The sequence below is a fragment of the Ruegeria sp. CDSC002 genome (assembly GCF_059610905.1).
In genome coordinates, this window is record NZ_JBXWOM010000001.1 from 17,643 (window position 1) to 41,161 (window position 23,519).

Below are 23,519 nucleotides of genomic sequence, written 5' to 3' on the forward strand. Positions count from 1 at the left end.
ATTTGAGCGACGCTTAGATCGGCAGGTACTGAACCTCATCTCCGGCAAGCCGGGCAGGATCATCCGGTGGACGAACTAAAAGAGCGTTTGCCTGCGCCAAAACGCTGAGCAGCGAACTGTCCTGATCGGAACATGCGCGAATGCCGGTTTCATCCAGCATAGCCCGCATGTAGTGTTCGCGCGGACCGTTTTCGCCGAGCGGTTCAGCAAGCCTTGCGGTTCGCAATGGGGGCAGAACCTGTTCGACACCCAACATCCGACGCACCATTGGCAACAGGAAGAGATAGCCGCAAACCATTGCACTAACAGGATTTCCGGGCAAGCCGACCATTGCCGTTTGTCCCATTCGGCCCGCCATCAGGGGTTTGCCGGGGCGCATTCGGATCTTGTAGAAAGATTGCTCCATTCCCAGCCCGGTTGAGACATTTGACACCAGATCGTAGTCTCCAACCGATGCGCCGCCGATGGTCACAACCAGATCTGCTCCTTCGGCCAGTCCGAAGGCTGTTTCAAGCGATGAGACCGTATCGCGCGCGACCGGAAGGATGCGGACGTGCGCGCCAACGTCCTCTAACAGTGCTTTCAAGCCAAACGTATTGGATGCGATGATCTGATCGGGGCCGGGGGTTTCACCCGGCATCACCAGCTCATCACCGGTGGAGATCAGAGCGACAACAGGCTTTCGAGTCACTGGAGCGGTCGCAACATTCATCGCCGCCATCAGCGCGATGTCCTCTGCGCGCAAACGACGGGGGGCCGGGATCTTTGTGCCTGCTTTGAAATCGACGCCCGCAGGTCTGATATTCGTTTTTGGGCTTGGCAGGTCCGAGATTGTGATCAGGTCGCCGCGACGTTCGGTATCTTCTTGTATGACAACGAAATCAGCACCTTCGGGGACTGGGGCGCCGGTGAAGATACGCACTGCCTGTCCAGGCCCGACGCGACCGGTATAGCGATTGCCAGCGGCCGACTCGCCGATGACCTTGAACATTGCGTGCAGCTCGACCTCAGTCGCTTTTAGCGCGTAACCATCCATTGAGGACGCCTCAAAAGGCGGCTGGTCGCGAGTGGCCTCGATATCCTGAGCCAGAACACGACTTGCGGCGTCGGACAAAGCAACTGTCTCGGCTGGAAGGGGCGAGACCAGATCAAACAACAGCGCGCGGGCCTCTTCGACGGTGATCATTTTGATTCGTAACGTCCTGATTTACCGCCATCTTTTAGCAATACGCGGATGCCGCCGATTTCCATGGCCTTATCCACGGCCTTGGTCATGTCATAGACCGTTAGCGCAGCCGTGGACACGGCGGTCAGCGCCTCCATCTCGACACCGGTCTGGCCCGATGTTTTGACAGTGGCTTCGACCTGCACACCGGGTAAGTCGGGATCCAGCGTCAGTTCGACAGCTACCTTGGTGACCGGGAGCGGGTGACATAAAGGGATCAGATCAGGTGTTTTCTTCGCGCCCATAATGCCTGCAAGGCGTGCCACGCCGAGAACATCACCTTTCTTGGCGCGGCCTTCGGAAATCAGATCAAAGGTGTCCTGCGCCATTTTGATGTATCCGGCCGCCACGGCGACGCGGTCGGTGACTTCCTTGTCCGAGACATCGACCATATGGGCCTGTCCCTGAGCATCAAAATGGGTCAGCGGCATCACATGACTCCGGGGATTAGAGGGCTTGCCAAAAGGTGGCGGGTGGCTGCTGCCACGTCGTCCTGACGCATCAGGCTTTCACCGATCAGGAAGCTGCGCGCGCCGTAGCGTGCGATATCGGCCAGATCTTCAGGCGTGCTCAGACCACTTTCGCAGACGATCGTCCGGCCCGCTGGCACCAGCTTGGACAGGTGTCGAGTGGTATCAAGAGATGTCTCGAAGGTCTTGAGATTGCGGTTGTTTATTCCAATCAGCGAGCTTTTCAGCTCTGCTGCACGTTCCAGTTCTTCCTGGTCGTGAACTTCGATCAGGACATCCATACCCCAGTCGAATGCAGTTTGTTCCAGTTCGGCGGCTTGGGCGTCTTCTACCGATGCCATAATGACCAGGATGCAATCTGCACCCAGAGCACGCGCTTCGACCACTTGATAGGGGTCGTACATAAAATCCTTGCGCAGCGCCGGAAGCTCGGTCGCAGACCGGGCTTCGGTTAGGTACTCTTTTGCACCCTGAAAACTCGGCGTGTCGGTCAGCACCGATAAACACGCAGCGCCGCCTTCCTCATAGGCTTTGGCCAGAGCGGGTGGATCGAAATCCGGGCGGATCAGACCCTTGGACGGGCTGGCTTTCTTGACCTCGGCAATCAGGCCGTAACCCCGACGCGCCGCTGTTCGAAGCGCATCGGCAAAACCGCGGACCTCTGGTGCGTTGCGGGCCTCGTTTTCCAGTGTTTCCAGCGACTTCTGCGCCTTGTCTGCCGCAACTTCCTCAAGTTTGTAGGCTTTGATCTTGTCCAGAACCGTCTCGGTCATGCGGCCTCCTGCGTAATTCGGGCCAGGGCCGCGATTTTGTCTTTAGCTTTTCCGCTGTCGATGCTTTCCCGCGCCTTGGCAGCGCCGTCTTTCAGGTCATCAGCAGAGCCAGCAACCACAAGGGCTGCGGCAGAGTTCAACAGAACAGCGTCGCGGTAGGCCGATGGCGCGCCGTCCAACAAGGCGCGGAAGGCCACGGCGTTTTCCTCGGGCGTTCCGCCGATGATATCCTCGAACGGGTGGACCGGCAGCCCTGCGTCTTCAGGATGCAGCTCGACCTCTTTCACAACGCCATCTTCCAGCGCGGCGACCCAGCTTACGCCGGTGATCGTCAACTCATCCGTGCCATCTGATCCGTGCACTAACCAGGCGTGATCAGCGCCCAGCAGTCCCAACGTTTCCGCCATTGGGCGGATCAGGTCGCGACTGAACGCACCGGTCAGTTGACGCCGAACACCAGCGGGGTTGGTCAACGGGCCAAGAATGTTGAATATCGTACGCGTCCCAAGCTCTTGCCGGCTGGGCATGACATGCGCAATCGCAGGATGGTGCATGGGTGCCATCATAAAGCCGATGCCGACCTCTTGCAGAGCCTTTTCAACGGTTTGCGGGCCAACCATAACGTTGATGCCCAGCTGTCCCAAGGCGTCCGCGGCACCTGATTTGGAACTCAGGTTTCGATTGCCGTGTTTGGCGACAGTGACACCAGCCCCAGCCACAACAAACGCCGTGGCGGTTGAAATGTTCAGAGTGCCTTTACCGTCGCCGCCCGTCCCAACGATATCCATCGCACCCGCCGGTGCTTTCACCGCATTGCACTTTGCGCGCATCACGGCGGCAGCAGCTGCATATTCGTCTACCGTTTCACCGCGTGTGCGCATCGCCATCAGCAGGCCGCCAATCTGGCTGGGCGTGGCTTCGCCATCAAACAGGATGCTAAAAGCTTGTTCAGCCTCGGCACGCGTTAAGGGACGATCGGCAGCGGCTCCGATCAGTGGCTTCAGAGCGTCGCTCATGCAGGAACTTTCATCTCGGACAGGAAATTCTTGAGCAGAGCGTGGCCATGCTCAGAGGCGATTGATTCCGGGTGGAACTGTACGCCGTGAATGGGCAATTCTTTGTGTTGCAGGCCCATGATGGTGCCGTCTTCCAGTTCTGCTGTGATCTCAAGGCTATCTGGCAACGTGTCCCGATCCACGATAAGCGAATGATAGCGGGTCGCCTCAAACGGGGTGGGCAGGCCAGCGAACACGCCTTTACCGGTGTGGTGCATCATACCCATCTTGCCGTGGACAATCTCGTGGCAGCGGACAACATTGCCGCCAAACACCTGCCCAATCGTCTGATGACCAAGACAGACCCCCAGAAGCGGTGTCTTTGTTTCGGCTGCTGCTTCTGTCAGCGCAAGGCAAATACCGGCCTGATCAGGATCGCACGGGCCAGGGCTGAGGAGAATTCCTGCAGGGTTCATCGCCATGGCTTCTTGTACATCCAGGGCGTCATTCCGCCGAATGACCATTTCGGCGCCAAGTTCGCCTAAATAGTGTACCAGATTGTAGGTAAACGAGTCGTAGTTGTCGATCAGCAGCAGCATTTGGGCACTTGTCTCGGCTTGGGCATTTCGGACTGGCGATACAGCCCTTGGCCACGGTATAATGTCGGGACATACATGCTCAGGCTTGCGGGGCAGCGTCAAGAGGACATCCTGTTCAGGGCGCAATCGCAGGCCAAAGGCGCGGTAAACGGCGTTGAGGCGATCGAAGCAGGATGAAGGCGAGAGGCAGTTAAGATGGGCGGATTTTTAGGCGGGATGATCGCAGGGGCGGTCGTTGTTGGTCTGCTTGGTGTGGTACTATCCCTGAATACCCCTTTGACCCGGAAACCGGTTGTAAACGCCGAGGCCCCCGAGCCGGCACCGGCTGCGACCCCTGAAGTCAGCACCGAAGCGGCTGAGACGGTGGCAGATGCCGATCTGGTAACCGCGGCGCCGGTGACATCCGATGCGTCCGGGGATCAAACGGACAATCTTGCCGGGCTGGCGGACGTGGAGACTGCGCCAGACTCTGAGCCGACGATCAGTGAGGCGGTCACACAGGTCGAAGGGGTCGAAATACCTGAAACGGTTGAGGTAACCACATCAAACGAGGCTCCGGTTGTGCCGCAGCCGCCTGCGCAATTGCAGCCATTGCCCAGCACCGAAGGTGAGCCGATCATTTCGGAAACCGCGCCGGAACCGCCGGTTGCACCCAAGCAAGAAGAGACCATTGCCGAGGTTGAGCCGCAGCCCGCGCCCGAAGTCCTGGAAATACTGCCCGAGCCGGAAGTGGAACAGGTGCAGCCCGAGGTGACAGAGACCCAGCCTGAAATCGCAGAGCCGTTGCCGGAAGTCATCGAAACGGAAATCGAACCAGAACCTCAGCCCGAGCCCGAGGTCGCAGCGGTTCAACCGGAACCCGAGCCGCAGCCTGAACACACGGCAATCGAACCCCTGGAGCCCGAGGTCGATCCGCTTGAGGAAAACCCGATTGCCGTAGAAGGGGAAGAAGACCCACAGCTTAAAAAGCTGCCCCGGATCGCAGCGGTCCCACAGATCGGCGGTGAAGAAACGGATGCCGACGGTCTGATCGTTGGCAAACGAGTCGTCCCGTTGACTGAACGCGATGACGCGCCGGTTTCAGCGGACGAGCAACCCGCGGTACTTCTGCCCGGTAAGCCAATTGATGCCTATGCCGCCAAGTTCGAAAACCCCGAGGCCAAACCGCTTATGTCGATCATTTTGATTGATGATGAAGGGGCCTTTGGAGCCGAGGCGTTGAAGGATTTCCCATACCCACTGAGCTTTGCCGTCAGCCCGTCTGATCCCGATGCGGCCGAAAAAATGGCCCGCCATCGCGCAGCGGGTTTCGAGGTTCTGGCCCTTGCCGACTTGCCCAAGGCGGCCAGCGCACAAGATGCTGAGGTTTCGATGGCTGTCTGGCTGGACACTCTGCCGGAAACCGTTGGTATTCTGGAAGGCGTGGGAACCGGCATTCAGGGCAATCGCAAATTGGCCGATCAGGTGGCCGCAATTGCCGGTGATACCGGGCGCGGGCTAATCACCCAGGATAATGGCCTGAACACTGTCCAGAAACTGGCCGCTCGCAATGGCATCCCTTCCGGGGTCATCTTTCGCGACATCGACGGTGCCCGTCAGGACCCCACGATCATGCGACGTTTCTTGGATCAAGCGGCGTTCCGGGCTGGCCAGCAGGGAACTGTCGTCATGTTGGGACGGCTGCGCCCGGACACTATCTCGGCCCTGTTGCTATGGGGGCTGGAAGATCGCGGTGGCCGCGTGGCCATGGCCCCGATTTCAGCGGTCATGACGCAAGAAGCTCAGTAAGGCTGAAGAGGAAAAACGGCTGACCATGAGGTCAGCCGCTATTCTTTAAGAGTTGCCAGAGCCGGTAAACCGGGCTGCGTCCGCAGCTGCGCGCCGTATGGCATTCGATTTGTGGACGGTTTCCATGAATTCGGCCTCGGGGTCGCTGTCATAGACCACGCCTCCGCCTGCCTGAATATAAAGATTCTGGTCTTTCACGATGGCCGTACGCAGGGCGATACACATATCCATGTCGCCGCCAGCACTGAAATACCCCACACCACCGCCGTAAACGCCGCGCTTTTCGGGCTCGAGCTCGTCGATGATCTCCATTGCACGAACCTTTGGCGCGCCTGAAACGGTGCCTGCAGGCATTCCGGCAAAGAAGGCATCCAGTGCGTCTTTGTCTTCGGCCAACTCACCAACAACGTTGGAGACGATGTGCATCACGTGGCTGTAGCGTTCGATGATGAACTCTTCGGTAGGGCGCACAGTGCCGATCTTTGCGACACGACCGGTGTCGTTGCGGCCCAGATCCAGCAGCATCAGATGTTCTGCCAACTCTTTCTTGTCGGCCAGCAGATCAACCTCGTTGGCCTTATCCTCTTCGGGGGTCGCGCCGCGCGGGCGAGTGCCGGCGATGGGGCGGATCGTGACCTCATCTCCGAAAACGCGGACCAGAATCTCGGGGCTTGCGCCCACGACCTGAAAGCCGCCGAAGTTGAAATAGAACATGAAGGGCGACGGGTTCGTGCGCCGAAGCGAACGATAGAGCGCGAAAGGAGGTTGCGGAAAGTCCTGAGTCCAGCGCTGTGCCGGAACAACCTGAAAGATGTCGCCCGCGCGGATGTATTCCTTGGCCTTTTCGACCGCTTCCAAATACCCGGATTTGGTGAAATTCGACACCGGTGCCGCGACCTCGGACGCATCGCCAAGATCGCGAGTTTCGGCGGGCATGGCGCGTTCCAGATCGCGTACTGCGTCCATAACACGTTCTGCGGCCTGTGCATAAGCAGCCTTGGCCGATTGCCCTTCGCTGACCCATGCGGGCGACACAACCGTGACCTCGCCCTTGACGCCGTCCAGCACAGCAATGACCGAGGGTCTGAGCATGATGGCATCAGGCAGGCCGAGCGGATCAGGGTTCACATCAGGCAGGTATTCCACCAGCCGCACCATGTCATAGCCGAGATAGCCAAACAGCCCGGCTGCGGCTTGGGGTAGGTCGTCCGGCAGGTCGATCTTACTTTCCGCCAGCAGCGCCCGCAGGTTATCCATCGGGTTGCCCGTTTCGGGCGAGAACGCGTCAGGGTCGAACCGGGCCGAACGGTTCAGCGCGGACGTCTCGCCTTGGCAGCGCCAGATCAGGTCCGGCTTCATCCCGATGATCGAATAGCGGCCACGAACCTCACCACCGGTAACCGATTCCAACATGAACGCGTCTTTCTGCGCGCCTGTCAGCTTGAGCATCAAGGAAACCGGCGTGTCCAGATCAGCGGCTAAGCGTGTGTAGACAACCTGATTCTCGCCTGCCTCATAGGCGCGGGCGAAGCGGTCAAAGTCGGGGGTCAGCGCCATATTCAGTCTCTTTTAATAGCTCGCCTGAACAGCATTCAGGGCCTGCTGATCTACGACGGGACGGGCACGGACCTGTGCATCGCGGACAAACGCATCAAAGATGTTCTGTGCCAAAGCCTGATCCAGCTGCGCGGTAAGGGCCGCTTGGACCTGACGCAGCTCATCTGTTTCGGCAGGTGGCAACAGTTCATCCAGACGCACGATAAACGCGGTTCCGGCACCGGGAATGACGCGCAGGTCACCTTGCTCCATTTCAAAGACCTGAGTCATGAAGTCTGCAGGTACATCTTCCAAAAAGGCCGTGCGGGTCAGGGCGTTTTCGACGCGGAACGGCAATCCGGTAGCCGTAAACTCACCATCGGTCTGCACCTGCTCCAGAACAGCATTTGCCTGTTCTTCCAGCGCCTTGTTGGTTTCGGCCTGGGTCCAGGCGGCAACAACGCGGTCACGCGCAGAATCAATCGGTTCCGGCCGGGGTTCGAGAACCTCGTTCAGACGCAGAGCAAAGATCGAGCCGTCCTCGAGGAACGCAACCTCGGGGAAGTCGCCGTCCTGTACGGCTTCGGCCGCGCTGCGGAACCCGTCATAGGCGGCCACGCCTTCACCGGTTTGCGCGCTCCAGTCGATTTGGCCCAACTCCATTTCGGTCTCGGAGGTCAGTTCTTCCAAAGTCGCGCCACCGGCCAGCAGGTCATTGATATCCTCGGCCTGCGCCTCAATCTGGCGGCGGGCGCGATCGGCTGCCAATTCCTCGCGCAGGGCAGGGGCGGCATCTTCAAACGACGTGTTGTTTTCGGCAAGCGAGCCATTGATGCGGAACAGCGCCGGTCCGAAGGTGGAAGGCAGCGGGCCGACAACAGCGTCCAGATCGGCAGCAAAGACACCATCGGCTGCTTCGCCCAGATCCTCGCGGGTGACGTCGCCAAGGTCGATATCGCTGAGCTCAAGTTGGCGATCCCGAACCAGTTGTTCGAAGGTTGCTCCGCCGACCTCTAGCTGAGCCATGGCAGTTTGTGCTGCTTCTTGATCCGGAAAGGTCAGGCGTTCAACTAGGCGACGCTCGGGCTGTTGGAATTCAGTTGCGCGCTGTTCGTACAAACGCTTTACCGAATCCTCGTCGACTTCCACGTCGTCGAGCAGCATTTCGGGTGACAGGATCGCATACGTCAGCTTTTTGGTGCGCGGCAGGGCGAACAGCTCGGTGTTCTCATCATAAAACGTTTGGACCTGCTCGTCGGTCGGGGCGGCAACAGGTGCGGGCAGGGCGTCAGGCGCCAAAGTTGCGACGGTAAAGCTGCGGCGGGCACCAACGTAGTCGGTCAACACCTGCGTGAGGGTTTCGGGCATCTTCACACCGCTAACCACGGCACTCTGCACGATTGTGCGGGATGTTTCCTTGCGCAGGTCCGATTCGAACTCGGTGTCTGACATGCCGACCTGTTCCAGTTGGAACTGATACGCGTCGCGGTCAAATGTGCCGTTGACGCCCTGAAAAGCCGGAATCGCAACAATTTCTTCCTGCAGGTTCTCATCACCGATCGAGATACCCAACAAACCGACCTCATTGTCCAGCGCTGCTAAAGCCGTCAGGCGCGACAAGGCAAGACGATCCAGACCAAATTCAATGGCCTGCGACATTTGCAAAGGCTGGCCTGTCTGTTGTTCAACCGCGCGAATTTCGCGCTGCAGCTCGCGGACATAGTCATCAACCGAGATATCCTCATTCCCGACTTGGGCCACCGAACGCACGGTGCCAGAGAGGCTGGTTGCGCCAAACCCTGCAAGTCCGAGCATCAAAAGGCCCATGAGAATCCAGACAAAGGTCTTTGATAACTTTTTTACGCCTGCGGCCATTGTGCCCTCTTCGTGCTTTTGTCGGCAGGTAACTGCCCTGTCGGTTGCGGCCCTGAATACGACGCGCACCGTCGGGGAGCAAGCTCAGAAGGACAGAGCAGCCAGCCGTTCGAACAATTGCCCCAATCCGGCGCGGTCCAGATTGGCAAATGCGATACGAACCTGACGTTTTCCGGCCGCATCATTTTCGGGCATGAACATTGTGCCGGGCAGCAGCAGGATACCGGCCTCGGGGACCAGTCGTTGGGCCAGTTCGTCCGATGGGATATCGAACGGGTGTTCGAAATAGGCGAAATAAGCGCCCAGACCCAGCAGCCGCCAACCCTTGTCCGTCAGGCTTGGCAACAGCTCGGCAATTGCGGCGCGGCGGTCGAGGATCTCATCCCGTTCTCCTGCCAGCCATTGCGACAGGTTCTGCATTCCCCAAAGGGCTGCGTGCTGGCCGATCTGGCTTGGGCAGATGGCGACTGTGTCCAAAAACTTTTCAATCTCGGATAGCAGGTCAGTGCCGGTCGCAATCGCGCCGACACGGTGGCCGGTCAGCCTGTATGCTTTGGAAAAGGAATAGAGGTGGATCAGGGTTTGATCCCAGTCAGGCTGGGCGAACAGGTCATGCGGTGGGCCGCTGCGGCTGTCGAAGTCCCGATATGTTTCGTCCACGATCAGCCGGATGCCGACCTCTTGCGCAAGATCAAAGAATGCGCGCACCAAAGGGGCAGGGTATTCCACTCCGCCGGGATTGTTCGGGGTCACCAGAACGATAGCGCGGGTTTTGTCAGTGATCAGAGCACGGGCTGCGTCCGGATCGGGCAGCAGAGCGTCATCGGTTGGCAGATCCACGGTTCGGACGCCTGCCATGTCCAGCCACATCTTGTGATTAAAGTACCAGGGCGTTGGAACAATCACCTCGTCATCCTGATCGGTGATCGCTGTGACCGCAGCCGCAAATGCCTGATTGCAGCCCGAGGTGATTGCCACCTGATCGCTGGACACCAGCGCGTCATAATGCGACCCGATCTGAAGGGCGAGTTCAGATCGCAGGGCAGGATTGCCCAGAACCGGCCCGTAAAGATGGGCGCTGTCTTCGGTCACGGCAAAGCTGGCAATCGCTTCGCGCAACGCCAGGGGCGGTGGATCGACCGGGGCCGCCTGGCTGACGTTGATCAGGGGACGGTCATCAGGAAACTCCACCCCCTCCAACCAGCGCCGCGCCTCCATGACCGGAGGGGCAAATGTCGCGGTGGTACGGGACTGGGTCATGACGGGCCTGTCCTTGGTAAGGCTTTGCCTCACTCTTTGTGGGTTGAGAGGGTTCTTTTAGTCGGTCCCGCGGTAGGGCTCGACATATTGCAGGGCCATATCCCAAGGGAAAAAGATCCAGGTGTCCTGGCTGACCTCGGTGATGAACGTGTCCACCATCGGACGACCCTTGGGCTTGGCGTAAACTGTCGCGAAATGCGCCTTGGGGTACATTGCGCGCACCAGCTCCAGCGTTTTGCCGCTGTCGACCAGATCGTCGATGATCAGAATACCTTCGCCGTCGCGCATCAGCTGGGCATCGGGGGCTTTCAACACCTCGGCTTCGCCTTGGTCCTGATGGTGGTACGAGCGCACGCTGACTGTGTCGACGGTGCGAATGTCCAGCTCGCGGCTGACGATCATCGCAGGCGCCATACCGCCACGGGTGATGGCCACAACAGCGCGCCATGCGCCGTCATCCGGGCCTTGCCCGTCCAGACGCCAGGCCAAGGCGCGGGAATCACGGTGGATCTGATCCCAGCTGATGTGAAACCCTTTTTCGTGGGGCAGGCGATCCTTGGCGCTCATGTCATTAACCCTTTTCGACGTCAGGTGCGTCGACGGCTTTCATGCCGACAATGTGATAACCCGAATCCACGTGCAGGTTTTCTCCTGTTACACCGCTGCTGAGGTCCGACAGCAGATACAGTGCCGATTTACCAACATCATCGATAGTCACGTTGCGGCGCAGGGGCGAGTTATACTCGTTCCATTTCATAATGTAGCGGAAGTCGCCAATCCCGCTGGCGGCCAATGTCTTGATCGGACCGGCCGAGATCGAGTTCACGCGGATACCGTCCTTGCCCAAATCCTCGGCCAGATATTTGACCGATGCCTCAAGTGCAGCTTTGGCGACACCCATCACGTTATAATGCGGCATCACCTGCTCAGCACCATAATAGGTCAGAGTAATTGCGCTGCCGCCCTCGGACATCATCTTCTCGGCCCGTTGCATCACGGCGGTGAAGGAATAGACCGACACGTCCATGGTCAGTTTGAAGTTCGCGCGCGACGTGTCGACGTAGCGGCCCCGAAGCTCGTTCTTGTCCGAAAACCCGATGGCGTGAACAACAAAGTCCAGCTTGCCCCATTTCTCTTCCAGAGATGTGAACAGCGTATCAATCGATTCTTCGTCACTGACGTCGCAGGGCAGAACAATTTCGCTGCCAAGCTGTGCGGCCAGTGGGTCAACGCGTTTCTTAAGTGCGTCGCCTTGATATGAAAAAGCCAGCTCTGCTCCGGATTCGGACAAGGCACGGGCTATTCCCCATGCGATTGATTTATCATTGGCCAGTCCCATGATGAGGCCGCGTTTGCCGGCCATCAACTGATTTGACATGTTTGGTTCTCCGCCTGTCTTCGCGTTATGTTGGGATGGTTTATGCCATTGGGTGCGCTGCATCAAGGCCGCGCGCTCTTGCCCGTGGCGGGTTCTCGCCCTAGGGTGGGCTTTATTAGTTTCCAGGGGATGGGAATGAGCGAACGTAGCGGCATATTTGCCGGCACCGATCCGTTTGAAATAGCGGGGCGGTGGCTGGCTGAGGCCAAAGAGAATGAACCGAACGATCCGGACGCTATTGCTTTGGCGACCGTCGATTCGGACGGTATGCCGAATGTGCGAATGGTTCTTCTGAAAGAGATCGAACCGGCAGCTTTTGTGTTCTACACCAACTACGAAAGTGCCAAGGCGGTCGAGTTGGACGGTGCTGGAAAAGCTGCTTTTGTGATGCATTGGAAATCTCTGCGGCGGCAAATCCGAGTTCGTGGTACAATTACCAGAGAAAGCGGGCCGCTGGCGGATGAATATTATGCGTCCCGCTCGCTAAAAAGTCGATTGGGGGCCTGGGCGTCCAAGCAGTCTCAGCCTCTCAGCAGTCGCTCGGTTCTGATGGCCGAGGTGGCCAAGGTGACGGCCAAGTTGGGCCCGAACCCGCCACGCCCGCCGTTTTGGGGCGGCTATCGGCTGGTGCCAACCGAAATCGAATTCTGGGCCGATGGGGCCTTTCGGTTGCACGACAGGTTCCGATGGCAGCGGGATCAAGTGGGTTCCGACTGGCAGATACAGAGGTTAAATCCATGACGTTCGCGTATCGTGAAATGCAAGAAGCCGAAAACAAAGGGTTTTTTCAGCTTGAATTTGCGAGCCATTCCCATACACATCGGACCCTTAACGAAATGACAATTTTCGCGATGGGAACGCCGTGCCAGAAGATCTGAACAACATGTACCGCGTCCGTGGACACGTGAAATGGTTTGACCCTGCAAAGGGCTTCGGATTTGTTGTGTCTGATGAGGGCGGTCCGGATATTTTGTTGCACGTCAATGTGTTGCGCAACTTCGGCCAAAGTTCGGTCGCAGATGGTGCGGGCATAGAAATCATGACCCATCGCACGGACCGTGGTGTTCAGGCGGTCGAGGTCATCAGTGTCGATCCGCCAGCGCGGACGGACACGATGATGCTGGCTGATTTTGCCGAGCTTGATCCGGTTGAGATCGCCGCTGCCCCGCTAGAGGCCGCGCGAGTCAAATGGTTCGACAAAGGCAAAGGTTTTGGGTTCGCCAATGTTTTTGGCCGTGGTGAAGATGTGTTCCTGCATATCGAAGTTCTGCGCCGCTCTGGTCTGTCGGATCTGCAGCCGGGCGAGGCCCTCGCGATGCGTGTCATCAGTGGCAAGCGTGGACGTATGGCGGCTCAGGTACTGGCCTGGGAAGCTGCTTTGGACGACTGAGTGTTTCATGCCTAAGTTTTTTTCGGGTCTTTTAGCGGTTTTGTTGCTTTGGTCCGGGATGACCTGGGCTGCGTGTAAGCCTGATCAGATCGACATCAAGAACGACTCGGCGCAGATCCGTTTCAATATCGAATTGGCGATTAGTCCGCAGGATCGGTCGCGTGGATTGATGTTCCGCGAGTCGCTGCCAAACCGTTCGGGCATGCTGTTCGTTTTTGACCCGCCGCAGCCCGTGGTGTTCTGGATGAAGAACACGCTGATTCCCCTGGACATCATTTTCCTCGATCGGGCCGGTACGGTAACGCATGTCCACCAAGGTGCGATTCCCGGTGATCTGACGCCAATCGAGGGTGGCGATTCCGTCTTTGCGGTTCTCGAAATCAACGCCGGACTGGCCGCGCGCTACTCGATTAAGCCCGGAACCGTCATGCGGCACGAAATTTTTTCGCAAGGTCCTGCAATTTGGTCCTGTTAGGGCTTTTCAAATCAGATTGGCATGGTTAGGAAGGCGCACGGTTCGGGGCGTGGCGCAGTCTGGTAGCGCACCTGTTTTGGGTACAGGGGGTCGTAGGTTCGAATCCTGCCGCCCCGACCACTTCTTTCACTTATGTTGGTGATCCACCCAACGCTTGGTAAAGCGCGCCAAGCGCCTTATCCAGCGTTTCGCTTTCCACTGGTACTTTGACCGACGGGCCGCTTTTGCGTGGGACGTTGAAATACAGCTCGGCATCGACACGGTAGCCCGAGTTGTTCTTGGTCGTTGTCAGCCGCATCACGCTTTTGGGCAGATCCTGAGGGTAACCGTCATAGTTGAGAATCAGAAAAGCGGTCATGTCCGGAGGTAGAAGCTCGGTGCATTCGAAAACCCGATTCCCGGTACTTTCAAAGCGTTCACCCGGGCCGTCGCAGCTTATCTCGAACGTGTCGAACAGCCTTTTGGGGAAATCATCGAACTGGGCGCTGCGTGCCGGAGGGCGCACATCTTGTGGTGTGCAGGCCACGATCAGGGCCAGAATCGGAAGTAAACGTAACAACGACATCTGTCCGCTCCCCTTTGTGTGATCGCGCCTGGCTGTTTACCCAGCGCCGCGGATCAGAATGACCGCTTCGTGATTCTCATCCAACCTAGACATCTTAACGTTAGATTATCAAATTCCGATAACTGTGCCGGGAAACACAGTTAATTTACCTGCGGGTTTTTGAAATCTCTGCGTGTACCCGGTGGATGAACCTGTGGAGGAATCAGAACAGGGTGTCCGGATGCAAGTTGTCAGAAATGGGTCAACACAAAAGATATCAAAAATGACTTAAAAATGGCGTTGACGATCTATGGGTCGATACGCCAAGTTGTATGGGCCGGAAGGGTTGCCACAAAATCTGGTATCAAAACCAGAATAGGGCACAGGGCGAGGGTCGGAAAGCACATCATAGTAACGTGCAACCGTTTGATCGGTTTTGCGCTGCAGAATGCAGCGGCTGGTCTATTGCGCCCAATTTTATACGGCATGGCGATCGGTCCGCGTCTTGAGGACCTGACGCTGAAAGACAAGTTGATTGAATCTAGGGCGTGCGGACATGAAGATTGACAGGAAATTTACGAAACCGGGGCAGGACGCTTATGCGGAACTGGACTTTGTCTCAGCGACGTCTGAGATCCGAAACCCCGATGGCACCATCGTTTTTCGCCTAGACAACATCGAAGTGCCCACGCGGTGGAGCCAAGTTGCCAGCGACGTCATCGCGCAGAAGTATTTCCGTAAGGCGGGCGTGCCGACTAAGCTGAAGAAAGTAAAAGAGAAAGACGTCCCTGAATTTCTGTGGCGCTCGGTCCCGGCCGATGACGCGGAGTTCGATGGTGAGACGTCTTCAAAGCAGGTTTTTGACCGCCTGGCGGGCGCCTGGGCCTATTGGGGCTGGAAGGGTGGTTACTTCTCGACGGAAGAGGATGCGCGCGCCTACTTTGATGAGATGCGCTATATGCTGGCGACCCAACGCGCCGCGCCGAACAGCCCACAGTGGTTCAACACCGGTCTGCACTGGGCATATGGAATCGACGGTCCCGCGCAAGGTCATCACTACGTCGACTACAAGACCGGTAAGCTGACCAAATCGAAATCCGCGTATGAACATCCGCAGCCGCACGCGTGCTTCATACAGTCTGTCGATGATGATCTGGTGAACGAAGGCGGCATCATGGATCTGTGGGTGCGCGAGGCGCGCCTGTTCAAATACGGCTCGGGTACCGGGACCAACTTCAGCCACTTGCGCGCAGAAGGCGAGGCGCTGTCGGGTGGCGGCAAGTCCTCGGGCCTTATGGGCTTTCTCAAGATCGGCGACCGCGCCGCTGGCGCGATCAAATCAGGCGGAACAACCCGTCGAGCAGCAAAGATGGTAATCGTCGATGCTGATCACCCTGACATCGAGAAATTCATCGAGTGGAAGGTGATCGAAGAGCAGAAGGTGGCCTCGATCGTAGCCGGATCGAAGATGCACGAGAAGATGCTGAACGGCATTTTCGAGGCCATCCGCACATGGGACGGCGCGCAAGACGACGCGTATGATCCCAAGAAGAATGACGCCCTGAAGGACGCGGTTCGCGAAGCCAAAAAGGTCGCGATCCCAGAAACTTACATCAAGCGCGTTCTGGACTATGCCAAGCAGGGTCACGACAGCATTGAATTCCCGACTTACGATACGGACTGGGATTCGGAAGCCTATAGCTCGGTCTCGGGTCAGAACTCGAACAACTCGATCCGCGTGACCAATGCATTTCTGACCGCAGTTGAGAAAGATGCCGATTGGGAACTGATCAACCGCACCGATGGCAAAGTTGCCAAGACAGTCAAGGCACGCGACCTTTGGGAAAAAGTCGGCCACGCCGCATGGGCCTGTGCCGATCCCGGCATTCAGTTCCACGACACCGTCAATGAATGGCACACATGCCCCAAAGATGGTGAGATTCGCGGTTCGAACCCGTGCTCGGAATACATGTTCCTTGATGACACGGCTTGTAACCTGGCGTCGATGAACCTGCTGACCTTCCTCAAGGATGGTGAGTTCCAGGCGGAAGACTACATGCACGCCTCGCGCCTGTGGACCCTGACGCTGGAAATCTCAGTCACGATGGCGCAGTTCCCATCCAAAGAAATCGCGCAACTGTCCTATGATTTCCGCACCTTGGGTCTGGGCTATGCCAACATCGGCGGTCTGCTGATGAACATGGGTTACAGCTACGACTCGGATGAGGGTCGGGCGATCTGTGGCGCGCTGACCGCGATCATGACCGGCGTGGCCTATGCGACCTCGGCCGAGATTGCCGGAGAGCTTGGACCCTTCAAGGGCTATGAGCGCAACGCAGACAACATGCTGCGCGTCATCCGTAACCACCGCCGTGCCTCGCAAGGTGTGACCGATGGGTATGAGAAACTGGCCGTCAAACCGGTGCCTCTGGACCATGGCAACTGCCCGGACAAGCGTCTGGTCGATTTAGCGATGTCGGCTTGGGACGAGGCGCTGAGCCTTGGCGAAAAGAACGGCTATCGTAACGCGCAAGCCACGGTGATCGCGCCCACCGGCACCATTGGTCTGGTGATGGATTGTGACACGACCGGGATCGAGCCCGACTTTGCCCTAGTGAAGTTCAAAAAGCTCGCGGGTGGCGGTTACTTCAAGATCATCAACCGCTCGGTGCCGTCGGCGCTGGAAAAGCAGGGCTATTCCTCGTCTCAGATTGAAGAGATCGTGGGTTACGCGGTTGGTCACGGCACCATCGGCAACGCGCCGGGGATCAACCACACCTCGCTGACCGGTCACGGGTTTGGCCCAAATGAGCTGGCCAAGGTGGATGCCGCGCTGGAAAGCGCCTTTGATATCCGGTTCGTCTTCAACCAGTGGACACTGGGCGAGGATTTCTGCACCGGCGTTCTGGGCATCCCGGCGACCAAGCTAAATGATCCGACGTTCGATCTGCTGCGCCATCTGGGCTTTACCAAGGCGGATATCGACGCAGCCAATGACCATGTCTGCGGAACCATGACGCTGGAAGGCGCGCCGCACCTGAAGGAAGAGCACTATTCGATCTTCGACTGCGCCAACCCGTGCGGCAAGAAAGGTAAGCGTTTCCTTGGGGTTGATAGCCACATCACCATGATGGCTGCGGCGCAAAGCTTCATCTCGGGTGCGATCAGCAAAACGATCAACATGCCGAATGACGCGACCATCGAGGATTGCCAGAAAGCCTATGAACTCAGCTGGTCGCTGGGTGTGAAGGCCAACGCGCTGTATCGTGATGGCTCGAAACTGTCGCAGCCGCTGGCGGCCGCATTGGTCGAGGACGATGACGAGGCAGCAGAGGTGCTGGAAAGCGGCACGGCCCATGAAAAAGCCGTCGTTCTCGCCGAAAAGGTCATCGAGAAGGTCGTCGTCAAGGAAATCATCCGCAGCCATCGTGAGAAACTGCCGCATCGCCGCAAGGGTTACACCCAGAAAGCGATCGTCGGTGGCCACAAGGTCTATCTGCGAACAGGTGAGTTCGAAGACGGTAAGCTGGGCGAGATCTTCATCGACATGCATAAGGAAGGCGCTGGCTTCCGGGCGATGATGAACAACTTTGCCATCGCAGTGTCGGTTGGCCTGCAATACGGTGTGCCGCTGGAAGAATTCGTCGACGCCTTTACCTTCACCAAGTTTGAACCGGCGGGAATGGTGCAGGGCAACGACTCGATCAAGAACGCGACCTCGATCCTGGATTACATCTTCCGCGAACTGGCCGTGTCTTATCTGGATCGCACCGATCTGGCCCATGTGAAACCCGAAGGCGCAACCTTCGACGATCTGGGCCGCGGCGAAGAAGACGGACTGTCCAACGTATCAGAAATCAGTGACAGCGCTGCGTCCAAATCCTTGGAAGTGTTGAAACAAATCAGCTCGACCGGATATCTGCGCAAACGTCTGCCGCAGGATCTGGTGGTGTTCAACGGCGGCCAACCGGAAGTGAACGGCATGGCAGAACCGGCTGCGCAATTCGAAGCTCCGGTTGCGGAAACTGCCGTTGCCACGGGCATGGACGCACGGACCAAGGCCAAGATGCAGGGGTACGAGGGCGATCCTTGCGGCGAATGCGGAAATTACACGCTGGTGCGCAATGGCACCTGCATGAAGTGCAACACCTGCGGAGCGACCAGCGGGTGTAGCTAAGGAAAACGCCCCGTCAGGCGGGGTGTAGGGATCAGGGTTTCCCCTCGGATGTCCGATCCCGACGAACACGGAACAAGGCGTTGAGACTTACCAAATACGCCTTGGTCCACTCGGTCGACATGCCCGTGTCGACCGGGAACAGGGTGGGGCGGAATATTTGCTCTTTCCCACTCTCTCACGGGACGGGTGCGCTCGTTCCATGCGACGTCCAGGCCGCAGGCAAACAAAACACCGGGCGGTCAACGAATGGAGCCTGGATGGCGAAACTGACAGGGGGCTTCGGCCCCCTTTCTTTTTGCCCCCCGAGTCGGTGATTTAGGCAGGGCCTTGCCGGAACGGCACAGGCGCATCGGGCAAGAACCGCCGAAACGAGGATTGTACGTTTCGCCCAGCGGTTGATTGCAGACGCGACTCGGACAAACACGCGGAGAATGGCGCGAAACAGCGCGTGTTGCCGGGTTGGGGTGACGACGTTCATCGGTTTGGTGTCTGTGGTGCCTGTCCGGACGAAAACACACACAAATACCACTTAGGAGGCATCACAATGAAACCGCAAAACCTGGCAATCATTTCCGCATTCGTATTGGGCCTGCCGGCGATGGCTGCTGCGCAGTCCTCGGCGGACACCAACGGCGATGGAGTTCTGACCATAGAAGAAGTTCAGGCCGTTCTGCCCGAGGTTGACGCCGATGGTTTCTCGGCGATGGACGCCAACGGCGACGGGTCGCTGGACGCAGATGAAATTGCCATCGCGCAGGAAGCAGGGTTGCTACCGCCCAGCAACGGTTAATCCCGCGAAGGCATCGGCGGCCCGTACCCCCACGGGCCGCCATATTTCAATGGGTTACGCCGGCAAATAAATGTTAAACCTGCCGCGCAGTTCGGCATCCAAAAGCGGATCGAATCTGGCCGGAGACGGCGTCGAGAGAATCTCTTCTTTCCGCTTCACCGCCTTTTCGATCAAATCGGGCTTGCCAATTTCAACCCATTCCTTCGGAGACGACCGGTCGCCAAAAGTCGGGTAGACATAGTCCGCCTGCATGCGGCTCAGCGTTGCAACGGTTCCCAGATAGTGACCGGGTCCTCCGATACAGACTTCGGCCATCTGATCCAGTGCCAGCGTTTCGTCCGTCACTTCGATGCCGCGAACACAGCGTTGCGCTTGCCCGATTAAATCATCGCTGAGGATCAGGCTTTCATGGCAGAATCCCAGCAGCGAGGCATGCATGCCTGCGGACTCATACACCATGTTCAAACCCGAAAGCCCGGCCATGACGTTCGAGCACATCTGCTCCCACCCGGCTTGCATGTCGGGCAGTTTCGCATCCGATGCACCGGCGGCCGCGCCGCCCGGCAGGTCGTAGAAGTGGTGCATTTGGGCGCAGCCCGCTGTCAGGAGTGCTTGTTCGCCAGACCCGATGGACATCGCACCTGTACGCAGATCAAGGCCAAAAGGCCAAGTGCCAAAAATCGCGGGAGCGCCTGGACTTACGGCGTTTACATAAACCAACCCGGCCAGGCATTCGGCGGTGGCCTGCGCAATAGCACCAGCGATTGTCGAAGGCGCGGTGGCGCCGGCCATTCCGGCCGATAGCAGCAGAACGGGCATGCCCGCTTTGATGCATTCCTCCATGACTTCGCAGCTTTCGGTTGCGAATTTCATCGGCGGAACAACAAAGCAGTTCGAGTTCGACATAAAGGGCCGTTCACGCCACTTATCCTCACCACCAGCGATCATGTGCAGCATCTCGATCGCGGGGGCAACATGGCTGGGTTCGGTGAAGGACGTGCCGATATGTTTGAACGTTCCTGACGTGGTGGCGTAGACCGTGTTCAAATCCATCTCGAGGTTGTCGGCGATGTCGCGGCACACCATCGGGCGCTGAACAAAGTGAATGTTTTCAAGTTGTTCACAGATTCGGGACGCGTCGTGCAGGTCTTGAAGTGTCGAATCCCGGTATTCCTGCCCGTGAACATCAACCATGCTGACAGCCGCGCCGGCAGTACCAAAGTGGACGCGGTTGCCCGACAGTTCCAGATCGGAATTGCCATCTCTTGAATGCAATGTGACCGAGCGATTGGCCTTGGCGATTGTGTCTTCGACCAAGGCGCGGGGGAAGCGGATACGCCCGTCGTCACCCAAGATACAGCCAGCGCTGACAAGATAGTCGATCCCGCTCTGTGGGGCGTCCGCCAGACCAATGGTTTCCAGCGCGGTCAGCGCGGCTTGGTGGATACGCTCGATCTGCGCCGGGGTTAGCACCTTCAGCATGCCGCCCTCCATGCCGGGGCGGATCGGGCGCAGATGTTCGGGCAGCGCTGTGGCACGGGCCGCACGGCGCGCGGCACGACCGCCGCTGCGCGATGAATTTCGGGTTTGTTCGTTCATAATTTAAGGTCCGGTCGAAAAAGTACGTTCAGGGTGAGTGTACTCAGACCACAACCGGCCGCCCACGCGCGGCACGCCCGCGATCCGCACCAATGGTACGGCTGATCAGGCGAATCTTCCAAACGTCACTTTGCATGCGGGTCCTCAATTGGTGATGCGAACTCTCTCAATACGAGGGCGCACAATCTGTCCTGTTTGCGACCTGAGGGGCCAAAAACGAAGCGTTGTGCCTTGTCGGCATCACGTTCTTGCCGTGGGGTAAAGTTTTTTCCCGAATATGGGAAAATCTGTTAAGGTTCTATCACTTATTTAAGAGTGGTCCGTGATCTCAATGGATTTTTAACGATTGCAGACCAAGTTTTATGTGATGAAGCCCATCGTTTGGTGGGCGCGCTGCAAGGAATTTTGGAGAGGTTGATGAAAGCCCTGATGGCCCTCATGACCACTTGCCTGACAATCGGCACTGCACCGGTGTATGCAGAGGATTGGACGGGGGCGTATGCGGGCTTCAGCTTTGGTTATGCGGATGTTGATGGCCCAAATAATTCTGGCGGAAACGACACGACTTTTGGCCCGCTTGTCGGTTATGACCATGACTTCGGTAATTTCGTTCTTGGCGGTGAGCTGGAATACAATCGACTTTCTCTGGATCTGGGGCAGGGTGAAGGCAGCGTGGACAGTCTGACCCGCCTTAAGTTGCGCGGGGGTTATGATTTCGGACCGGCCTTGGGTTATGTCGTCGTGGGCGCGGCCCGATTGGATGCGTCACCGGAAAATGACACCGCCGCAGTGTACGGCATCGGAATTGCCTATCCCATCGGCGACAGTTTCGTCATAAGCGGTGAGGCCTTGCGTCAGGATTTTAACGACGTCACACGAAGTCAGGGCGATATTGACGCCAACGTGTTCAACCTGCGTACAACCTTCCGATTTTGAGGCCGTCTATTCTGCCGCGTGACTTTCCGCCAGAACGGCGGCGAAATTGCAAATCGTTCTCAGTGCTGCAGCAAAGCGGTCGTCATCAATTGTCATCGCAACGCGCACGTGTCCTGCCGCCGCAGTGCCAAAACTTTCACCGGGCATGACGGCAATTGCGTGTGTATCCAGCAATGCGTTGGCAAATGCCTCACCGCTTAGCCCCGCTGCGCGGATGTCCAGCATCAGGTACATCGCACCCTGTGCCGGCACGAGGCCAATGGTGTTCTGGGTGGCAAGAATCTCGACCGCCAACGCGCGACGACGCCGGAACGGAGCTGCGATTTCCTCTTCAAGATCATGACCCGCGCTCAAAGCAAAACTGGCGGCATCCTGAATGAACCCGGGCACGCCGTAAGTTGTGTGCGTTGCCAGATTGATGAGATGGGCGATCACCTCCTCGGGGCCGACCACCCAACCGCATCGGGACCCGGTCATTGCGTGTGACTTGGACATCGAACCAACGACCAAAGTACGCTCGGCCATTCCGGGCAGCGTACGTGGTGAGATATGCTCACCTTCCCAGACCTGCGTGTCATAAACCTCATCCGAGATCAGCCACAGGTCGCGGTCACCGCAAACACCTGCGATACCGTTCAGCGTCTCGCGCGAGTACACGACGCCAGTGGGGTTGTTCGGGCTGTTGATCAACAGCGAAACCGCACCATCTGCCGCCGCATCGATCTGTTGCGCGCGCGGCTGGAATGCATCCGCGGCGGTTGTCTGGATCGCTCGGGCTGTCGCACCGGCGCCCCGGATCGTGCCGGGGTAAGTCGCGTAATAGGGATCGAGATACAGACCGACATCACCGGGATTGCACACCGCCACGTGGGCAGCGAAAAGGGCAGATTGGCCGCCCGGGGTGATCAGCACGTTGTTTCGGCTTGTCTTCTGACCAGTGCGGGCCTGAATGCGCGCCGCAACGGTATCGCGCAGCAAATCCGACCCGGGCACCACAGCGTAGCCGGTGTTTCCCTTACGTGCCGATAGATCCATGGCATCCAGAATGGTCGGATGCGTGCGAATGTCATGCTCACCAATGGTGAGTTCAGTAATGACGTGCCCTTCGCTGATCATCCGGCGCGCACGGTAAAATACATCCCACCCATCACTGCCACCTCCGGTCAGATGAGTGATACGCTGCGACAGTTTCATGGCACGCTCCGATCTTGTCTTCAGCGCAGAATGGGCCAGAGGCATTGGAAAATGTCAATCAGCTTCGTGGGGGCAAAGTGGACTGCACTTTTTTCGTCAGGGAAGACCGCACCAGATCGTAGGATGTGGCCAGCCGATGACGCATCTCATCCTCGTCACAGTCAAACGGCAGGCGGATCCAGCTGCGATGAAAATAGGGGGCTTTGGTACCGACGCCTGCTTCGATCAGCATCTGAGCTGTCTCGATATCAGGCGTTTTGACGGACACGCCATCGTTGGCGGTGCCGATGCAGGCAAACATCTTGCTGCCAACCTTCCAGGCATCATGGCCTCCGCCCCAAGGGTCGGAAAGGTCAGCGCCTGGAAACGTGCGGCAGATGGAATTGACAAATTCTCGGCTCATGGTCGAAAGGGTGCGTCACCTTGAGATTGAACTCAAGTCTTGGCTGAACGCGTTGTCCATGCTAGGGGAAGGACATGAACCGTATGACCTGCATCATTATCTGCTGCATTAC

Annotated in this window: 21 protein-coding genes and 1 tRNA gene; 8 read left to right on the forward strand and 14 right to left on the reverse strand. The window is 58.0% G+C overall.

The genetic code is table 11. The features are described from left to right. Positions 1-13: 13 nt before the first annotated feature. From AC2FJE_RS00100 to AC2FJE_RS00120, 5 genes are read right to left on the reverse strand one after another with little or no spacing between them, the layout of a single operon-like run. On the reverse strand, positions 14-1,186 hold the full coding sequence (locus tag AC2FJE_RS00100; RefSeq protein WP_282118352.1) for a molybdopterin molybdotransferase MoeA: 1,173 nt from the start codon (positions 1,184-1,186) through the stop codon (positions 14-16). Beyond that, the gene (gene moaC / locus AC2FJE_RS00105; protein ID WP_282118353.1) at positions 1,183-1,656 is read right to left on the reverse strand and encodes a cyclic pyranopterin monophosphate synthase MoaC; all 474 of its coding nucleotides are present in this window, start codon (positions 1,654-1,656) and stop codon (positions 1,183-1,185) included. The genes AC2FJE_RS00100 and moaC overlap by 4 nt, the downstream gene beginning before the upstream one ends. Further along, the gene (gene trpC / locus AC2FJE_RS00110) at positions 1,656-2,468 is read right to left on the reverse strand and encodes an indole-3-glycerol phosphate synthase TrpC (RefSeq protein WP_496760321.1); all 813 of its coding nucleotides are present in this window, start codon (positions 2,466-2,468) and stop codon (positions 1,656-1,658) included. The genes moaC and trpC overlap by 1 nt, the downstream gene beginning before the upstream one ends. Next, the gene (trpD, locus tag AC2FJE_RS00115; RefSeq protein ID WP_282168231.1) at positions 2,465-3,484 is read right to left on the reverse strand and encodes an anthranilate phosphoribosyltransferase; all 1,020 of its coding nucleotides are present in this window, start codon (positions 3,482-3,484) and stop codon (positions 2,465-2,467) included. Before trpD ends, trpC begins: the two co-directional genes overlap by 4 nt. Then, positions 3,481-4,062: an anthranilate synthase component II gene (locus tag AC2FJE_RS00120; protein WP_058271745.1), complete on the reverse strand. Its 582-nt coding sequence runs from the start codon at positions 4,060-4,062 to the stop codon at positions 3,481-3,483. Before AC2FJE_RS00120 ends, trpD begins: the two co-directional genes overlap by 4 nt. A gap of 195 nt (positions 4,063-4,257) precedes the next feature. Here AC2FJE_RS00120 and AC2FJE_RS00125 point away from each other — a divergent pair, with 195 nt between their 5' ends. Continuing rightward, positions 4,258-5,850, forward strand: coding sequence for a divergent polysaccharide deacetylase family protein (locus tag AC2FJE_RS00125; RefSeq protein WP_496760324.1), 1,593 nt, complete (start codon positions 4,258-4,260; stop codon positions 5,848-5,850). A 45-nt stretch (positions 5,851-5,895) separates the two neighbouring features. Here the strand turns inward: AC2FJE_RS00125 and trpE are convergent, their stop codons facing one another. The 5 genes from trpE to fabI form a co-directional block, all read right to left on the reverse strand. Beyond that, positions 5,896-7,407: an anthranilate synthase component I gene (trpE, locus tag AC2FJE_RS00130; RefSeq protein WP_496754173.1), complete on the reverse strand. Its 1,512-nt coding sequence runs from the start codon at positions 7,405-7,407 to the stop codon at positions 5,896-5,898. A 12-nt stretch (positions 7,408-7,419) separates the two neighbouring features. Continuing rightward, complete coding sequence (locus AC2FJE_RS00135; protein WP_282118357.1) at positions 7,420-9,261, reverse strand: peptidyl-prolyl cis-trans isomerase; 1,842 nt, start codon at positions 9,259-9,261, stop codon at positions 7,420-7,422. An 84-nt stretch (positions 9,262-9,345) separates the two neighbouring features. Continuing rightward, the gene (locus AC2FJE_RS00140; protein ID WP_282168235.1) at positions 9,346-10,521 is read right to left on the reverse strand and encodes an aminotransferase; all 1,176 of its coding nucleotides are present in this window, start codon (positions 10,519-10,521) and stop codon (positions 9,346-9,348) included. 57 nt (positions 10,522-10,578) lie between these two features. Beyond that, positions 10,579-11,088 carry a xanthine phosphoribosyltransferase gene (gpt, locus tag AC2FJE_RS00145; protein WP_058271741.1) on the reverse strand — a complete coding sequence of 170 codons (510 nt, stop codon included), beginning with the start codon at positions 11,086-11,088 and terminating at the stop codon, positions 10,579-10,581. Positions 11,089-11,092: 4 nt separating this feature from the next. Continuing rightward, positions 11,093-11,899: an enoyl-ACP reductase FabI gene (gene fabI / locus AC2FJE_RS00150; protein ID WP_282168236.1), complete on the reverse strand. Its 807-nt coding sequence runs from the start codon at positions 11,897-11,899 to the stop codon at positions 11,093-11,095. 135 nt (positions 11,900-12,034) lie between these two features. Here fabI and pdxH point away from each other — a divergent pair, with 135 nt between their 5' ends. The 4 genes from pdxH to AC2FJE_RS00170 all read left to right on the forward strand — a co-directional run bounded on the left by pdxH (position 12,035) and on the right by AC2FJE_RS00170 (position 13,884). Beyond that, entirely contained in the window at positions 12,035-12,640 is a 606-nt protein-coding gene (gene pdxH, locus AC2FJE_RS00155) for a pyridoxamine 5'-phosphate oxidase (RefSeq protein WP_282168237.1), read from the forward strand. A 142-nt stretch (positions 12,641-12,782) separates the two neighbouring features. After that, positions 12,783-13,289 carry a cold-shock protein gene (locus tag AC2FJE_RS00160; RefSeq protein WP_369934646.1) on the forward strand — a complete coding sequence of 169 codons (507 nt, stop codon included), beginning with the start codon at positions 12,783-12,785 and terminating at the stop codon, positions 13,287-13,289. A 7-nt stretch (positions 13,290-13,296) separates the two neighbouring features. Then, positions 13,297-13,764 carry a DUF192 domain-containing protein gene (locus AC2FJE_RS00165; RefSeq protein WP_472723842.1) on the forward strand — a complete coding sequence of 156 codons (468 nt, stop codon included), beginning with the start codon at positions 13,297-13,299 and terminating at the stop codon, positions 13,762-13,764. A gap of 43 nt (positions 13,765-13,807) precedes the next feature. Then, positions 13,808-13,884: transfer RNA gene (locus AC2FJE_RS00170), tRNA-Pro, on the forward strand. Positions 13,885-13,894: 10 nt separating this feature from the next. Here AC2FJE_RS00170 and AC2FJE_RS00175 read toward each other — a convergent pair. Beyond that, positions 13,895-14,329 carry a hypothetical protein gene (locus AC2FJE_RS00175; RefSeq protein ID WP_109311824.1) on the reverse strand — a complete coding sequence of 145 codons (435 nt, stop codon included), beginning with the start codon at positions 14,327-14,329 and terminating at the stop codon, positions 13,895-13,897. 535 nt (positions 14,330-14,864) lie between these two features. Here AC2FJE_RS00175 and AC2FJE_RS00180 point away from each other — a divergent pair. Continuing rightward, entirely contained in the window at positions 14,865-18,485 is a 3,621-nt protein-coding gene (locus AC2FJE_RS00180; protein WP_496695597.1) for a vitamin B12-dependent ribonucleotide reductase, read from the forward strand. 544 nt (positions 18,486-19,029) lie between these two features. Further along, complete coding sequence (locus tag AC2FJE_RS00185) at positions 19,030-19,275, forward strand: EF-hand domain-containing protein (RefSeq protein ID WP_108859061.1); 246 nt, start codon at positions 19,030-19,032, stop codon at positions 19,273-19,275. Positions 19,276-19,329: 54 nt separating this feature from the next. Here the strand turns inward: AC2FJE_RS00185 and AC2FJE_RS00190 are convergent, their stop codons facing one another. After that, on the reverse strand, positions 19,330-20,874 hold the full coding sequence (locus tag AC2FJE_RS00190) for a trimethylamine methyltransferase family protein (protein ID WP_496760326.1): 1,545 nt from the start codon (positions 20,872-20,874) through the stop codon (positions 19,330-19,332). A gap of 417 nt (positions 20,875-21,291) precedes the next feature. On the opposite strand from AC2FJE_RS00190, the gene AC2FJE_RS00195 reads away from it, so the two are divergent. After that, positions 21,292-21,810 (forward strand): outer membrane protein, encoded by a 519-nt coding sequence (locus AC2FJE_RS00195; protein WP_282118362.1) that lies wholly within the window; start codon positions 21,292-21,294, stop codon positions 21,808-21,810. A 6-nt stretch (positions 21,811-21,816) separates the two neighbouring features. On the opposite strand, the gene AC2FJE_RS00200 is transcribed toward AC2FJE_RS00195, so the two are convergent. Beyond that, on the reverse strand, positions 21,817-23,004 hold the full coding sequence (locus tag AC2FJE_RS00200) for a pyridoxal phosphate-dependent aminotransferase (RefSeq protein ID WP_496754161.1): 1,188 nt from the start codon (positions 23,002-23,004) through the stop codon (positions 21,817-21,819). A gap of 58 nt (positions 23,005-23,062) precedes the next feature. Further along, complete coding sequence (locus AC2FJE_RS00205; RefSeq protein WP_496754159.1) at positions 23,063-23,407, reverse strand: MmcQ/YjbR family DNA-binding protein; 345 nt, start codon at positions 23,405-23,407, stop codon at positions 23,063-23,065. Positions 23,408-23,519 lie beyond the last annotated feature (112 nt).

What these genes read in the sequence shown, in the direction of transcription:
- AC2FJE_RS00100 (WP_282118352.1), bottom strand. Translation starts at nt 1,186, where the DNA reads ATGATCACCGTCGAAGAGGCCCGCGCGCTGTTGTTTGATCTGGTCTCG.
- moaC (WP_282118353.1), bottom strand. Translation starts at nt 1,656, where the DNA reads ATGCCGCTGACCCATTTTGATGCTCAGGGACAGGCCCATATGGTCGAT.
- trpC (WP_496760321.1), bottom strand. Translation starts at nt 2,468, where the DNA reads ATGACCGAGACGGTTCTGGACAAGATCAAAGCCTACAAACTTGAGGAA.
- trpD (WP_282168231.1), bottom strand. Translation starts at nt 3,484, where the DNA reads ATGAGCGACGCTCTGAAGCCACTGATCGGAGCCGCTGCCGATCGTCCC.
- AC2FJE_RS00120 (WP_058271745.1), bottom strand. Translation starts at nt 4,062, where the DNA reads ATGCTGCTGCTGATCGACAACTACGACTCGTTTACCTACAATCTGGTA.
- AC2FJE_RS00125 (WP_496760324.1), top strand. Translation starts at nt 4,258, where the DNA reads ATGGGCGGATTTTTAGGCGGGATGATCGCAGGGGCGGTCGTTGTTGGT.
- trpE (WP_496754173.1), bottom strand. Translation starts at nt 7,407, where the DNA reads ATGGCGCTGACCCCCGACTTTGACCGCTTCGCCCGCGCCTATGAGGCA.
- AC2FJE_RS00135 (WP_282118357.1), bottom strand. Translation starts at nt 9,261, where the DNA reads ATGGCCGCAGGCGTAAAAAAGTTATCAAAGACCTTTGTCTGGATTCTC.
- AC2FJE_RS00140 (WP_282168235.1), bottom strand. Translation starts at nt 10,521, where the DNA reads ATGACCCAGTCCCGTACCACCGCGACATTTGCCCCTCCGGTCATGGAG.
- gpt (WP_058271741.1), bottom strand. Translation starts at nt 11,088, where the DNA reads ATGAGCGCCAAGGATCGCCTGCCCCACGAAAAAGGGTTTCACATCAGC.
- fabI (WP_282168236.1), bottom strand. Translation starts at nt 11,899, where the DNA reads ATGTCAAATCAGTTGATGGCCGGCAAACGCGGCCTCATCATGGGACTG.
- pdxH (WP_282168237.1), top strand. Translation starts at nt 12,035, where the DNA reads ATGAGCGAACGTAGCGGCATATTTGCCGGCACCGATCCGTTTGAAATA.
- AC2FJE_RS00160 (WP_369934646.1), top strand. Translation starts at nt 12,783, where the DNA reads ATGTACCGCGTCCGTGGACACGTGAAATGGTTTGACCCTGCAAAGGGC.
- AC2FJE_RS00165 (WP_472723842.1), top strand. Translation starts at nt 13,297, where the DNA reads ATGCCTAAGTTTTTTTCGGGTCTTTTAGCGGTTTTGTTGCTTTGGTCC.
- AC2FJE_RS00175 (WP_109311824.1), bottom strand. Translation starts at nt 14,329, where the DNA reads ATGTCGTTGTTACGTTTACTTCCGATTCTGGCCCTGATCGTGGCCTGC.
- AC2FJE_RS00180 (WP_496695597.1), top strand. Translation starts at nt 14,865, where the DNA reads ATGAAGATTGACAGGAAATTTACGAAACCGGGGCAGGACGCTTATGCG.
- AC2FJE_RS00185 (WP_108859061.1), top strand. Translation starts at nt 19,030, where the DNA reads ATGAAACCGCAAAACCTGGCAATCATTTCCGCATTCGTATTGGGCCTG.
- AC2FJE_RS00190 (WP_496760326.1), bottom strand. Translation starts at nt 20,874, where the DNA reads ATGAACGAACAAACCCGAAATTCATCGCGCAGCGGCGGTCGTGCCGCG.
- AC2FJE_RS00195 (WP_282118362.1), top strand. Translation starts at nt 21,292, where the DNA reads ATGAAAGCCCTGATGGCCCTCATGACCACTTGCCTGACAATCGGCACT.
- AC2FJE_RS00200 (WP_496754161.1), bottom strand. Translation starts at nt 23,004, where the DNA reads ATGAAACTGTCGCAGCGTATCACTCATCTGACCGGAGGTGGCAGTGAT.
- AC2FJE_RS00205 (WP_496754159.1), bottom strand. Translation starts at nt 23,407, where the DNA reads ATGAGCCGAGAATTTGTCAATTCCATCTGCCGCACGTTTCCAGGCGCT.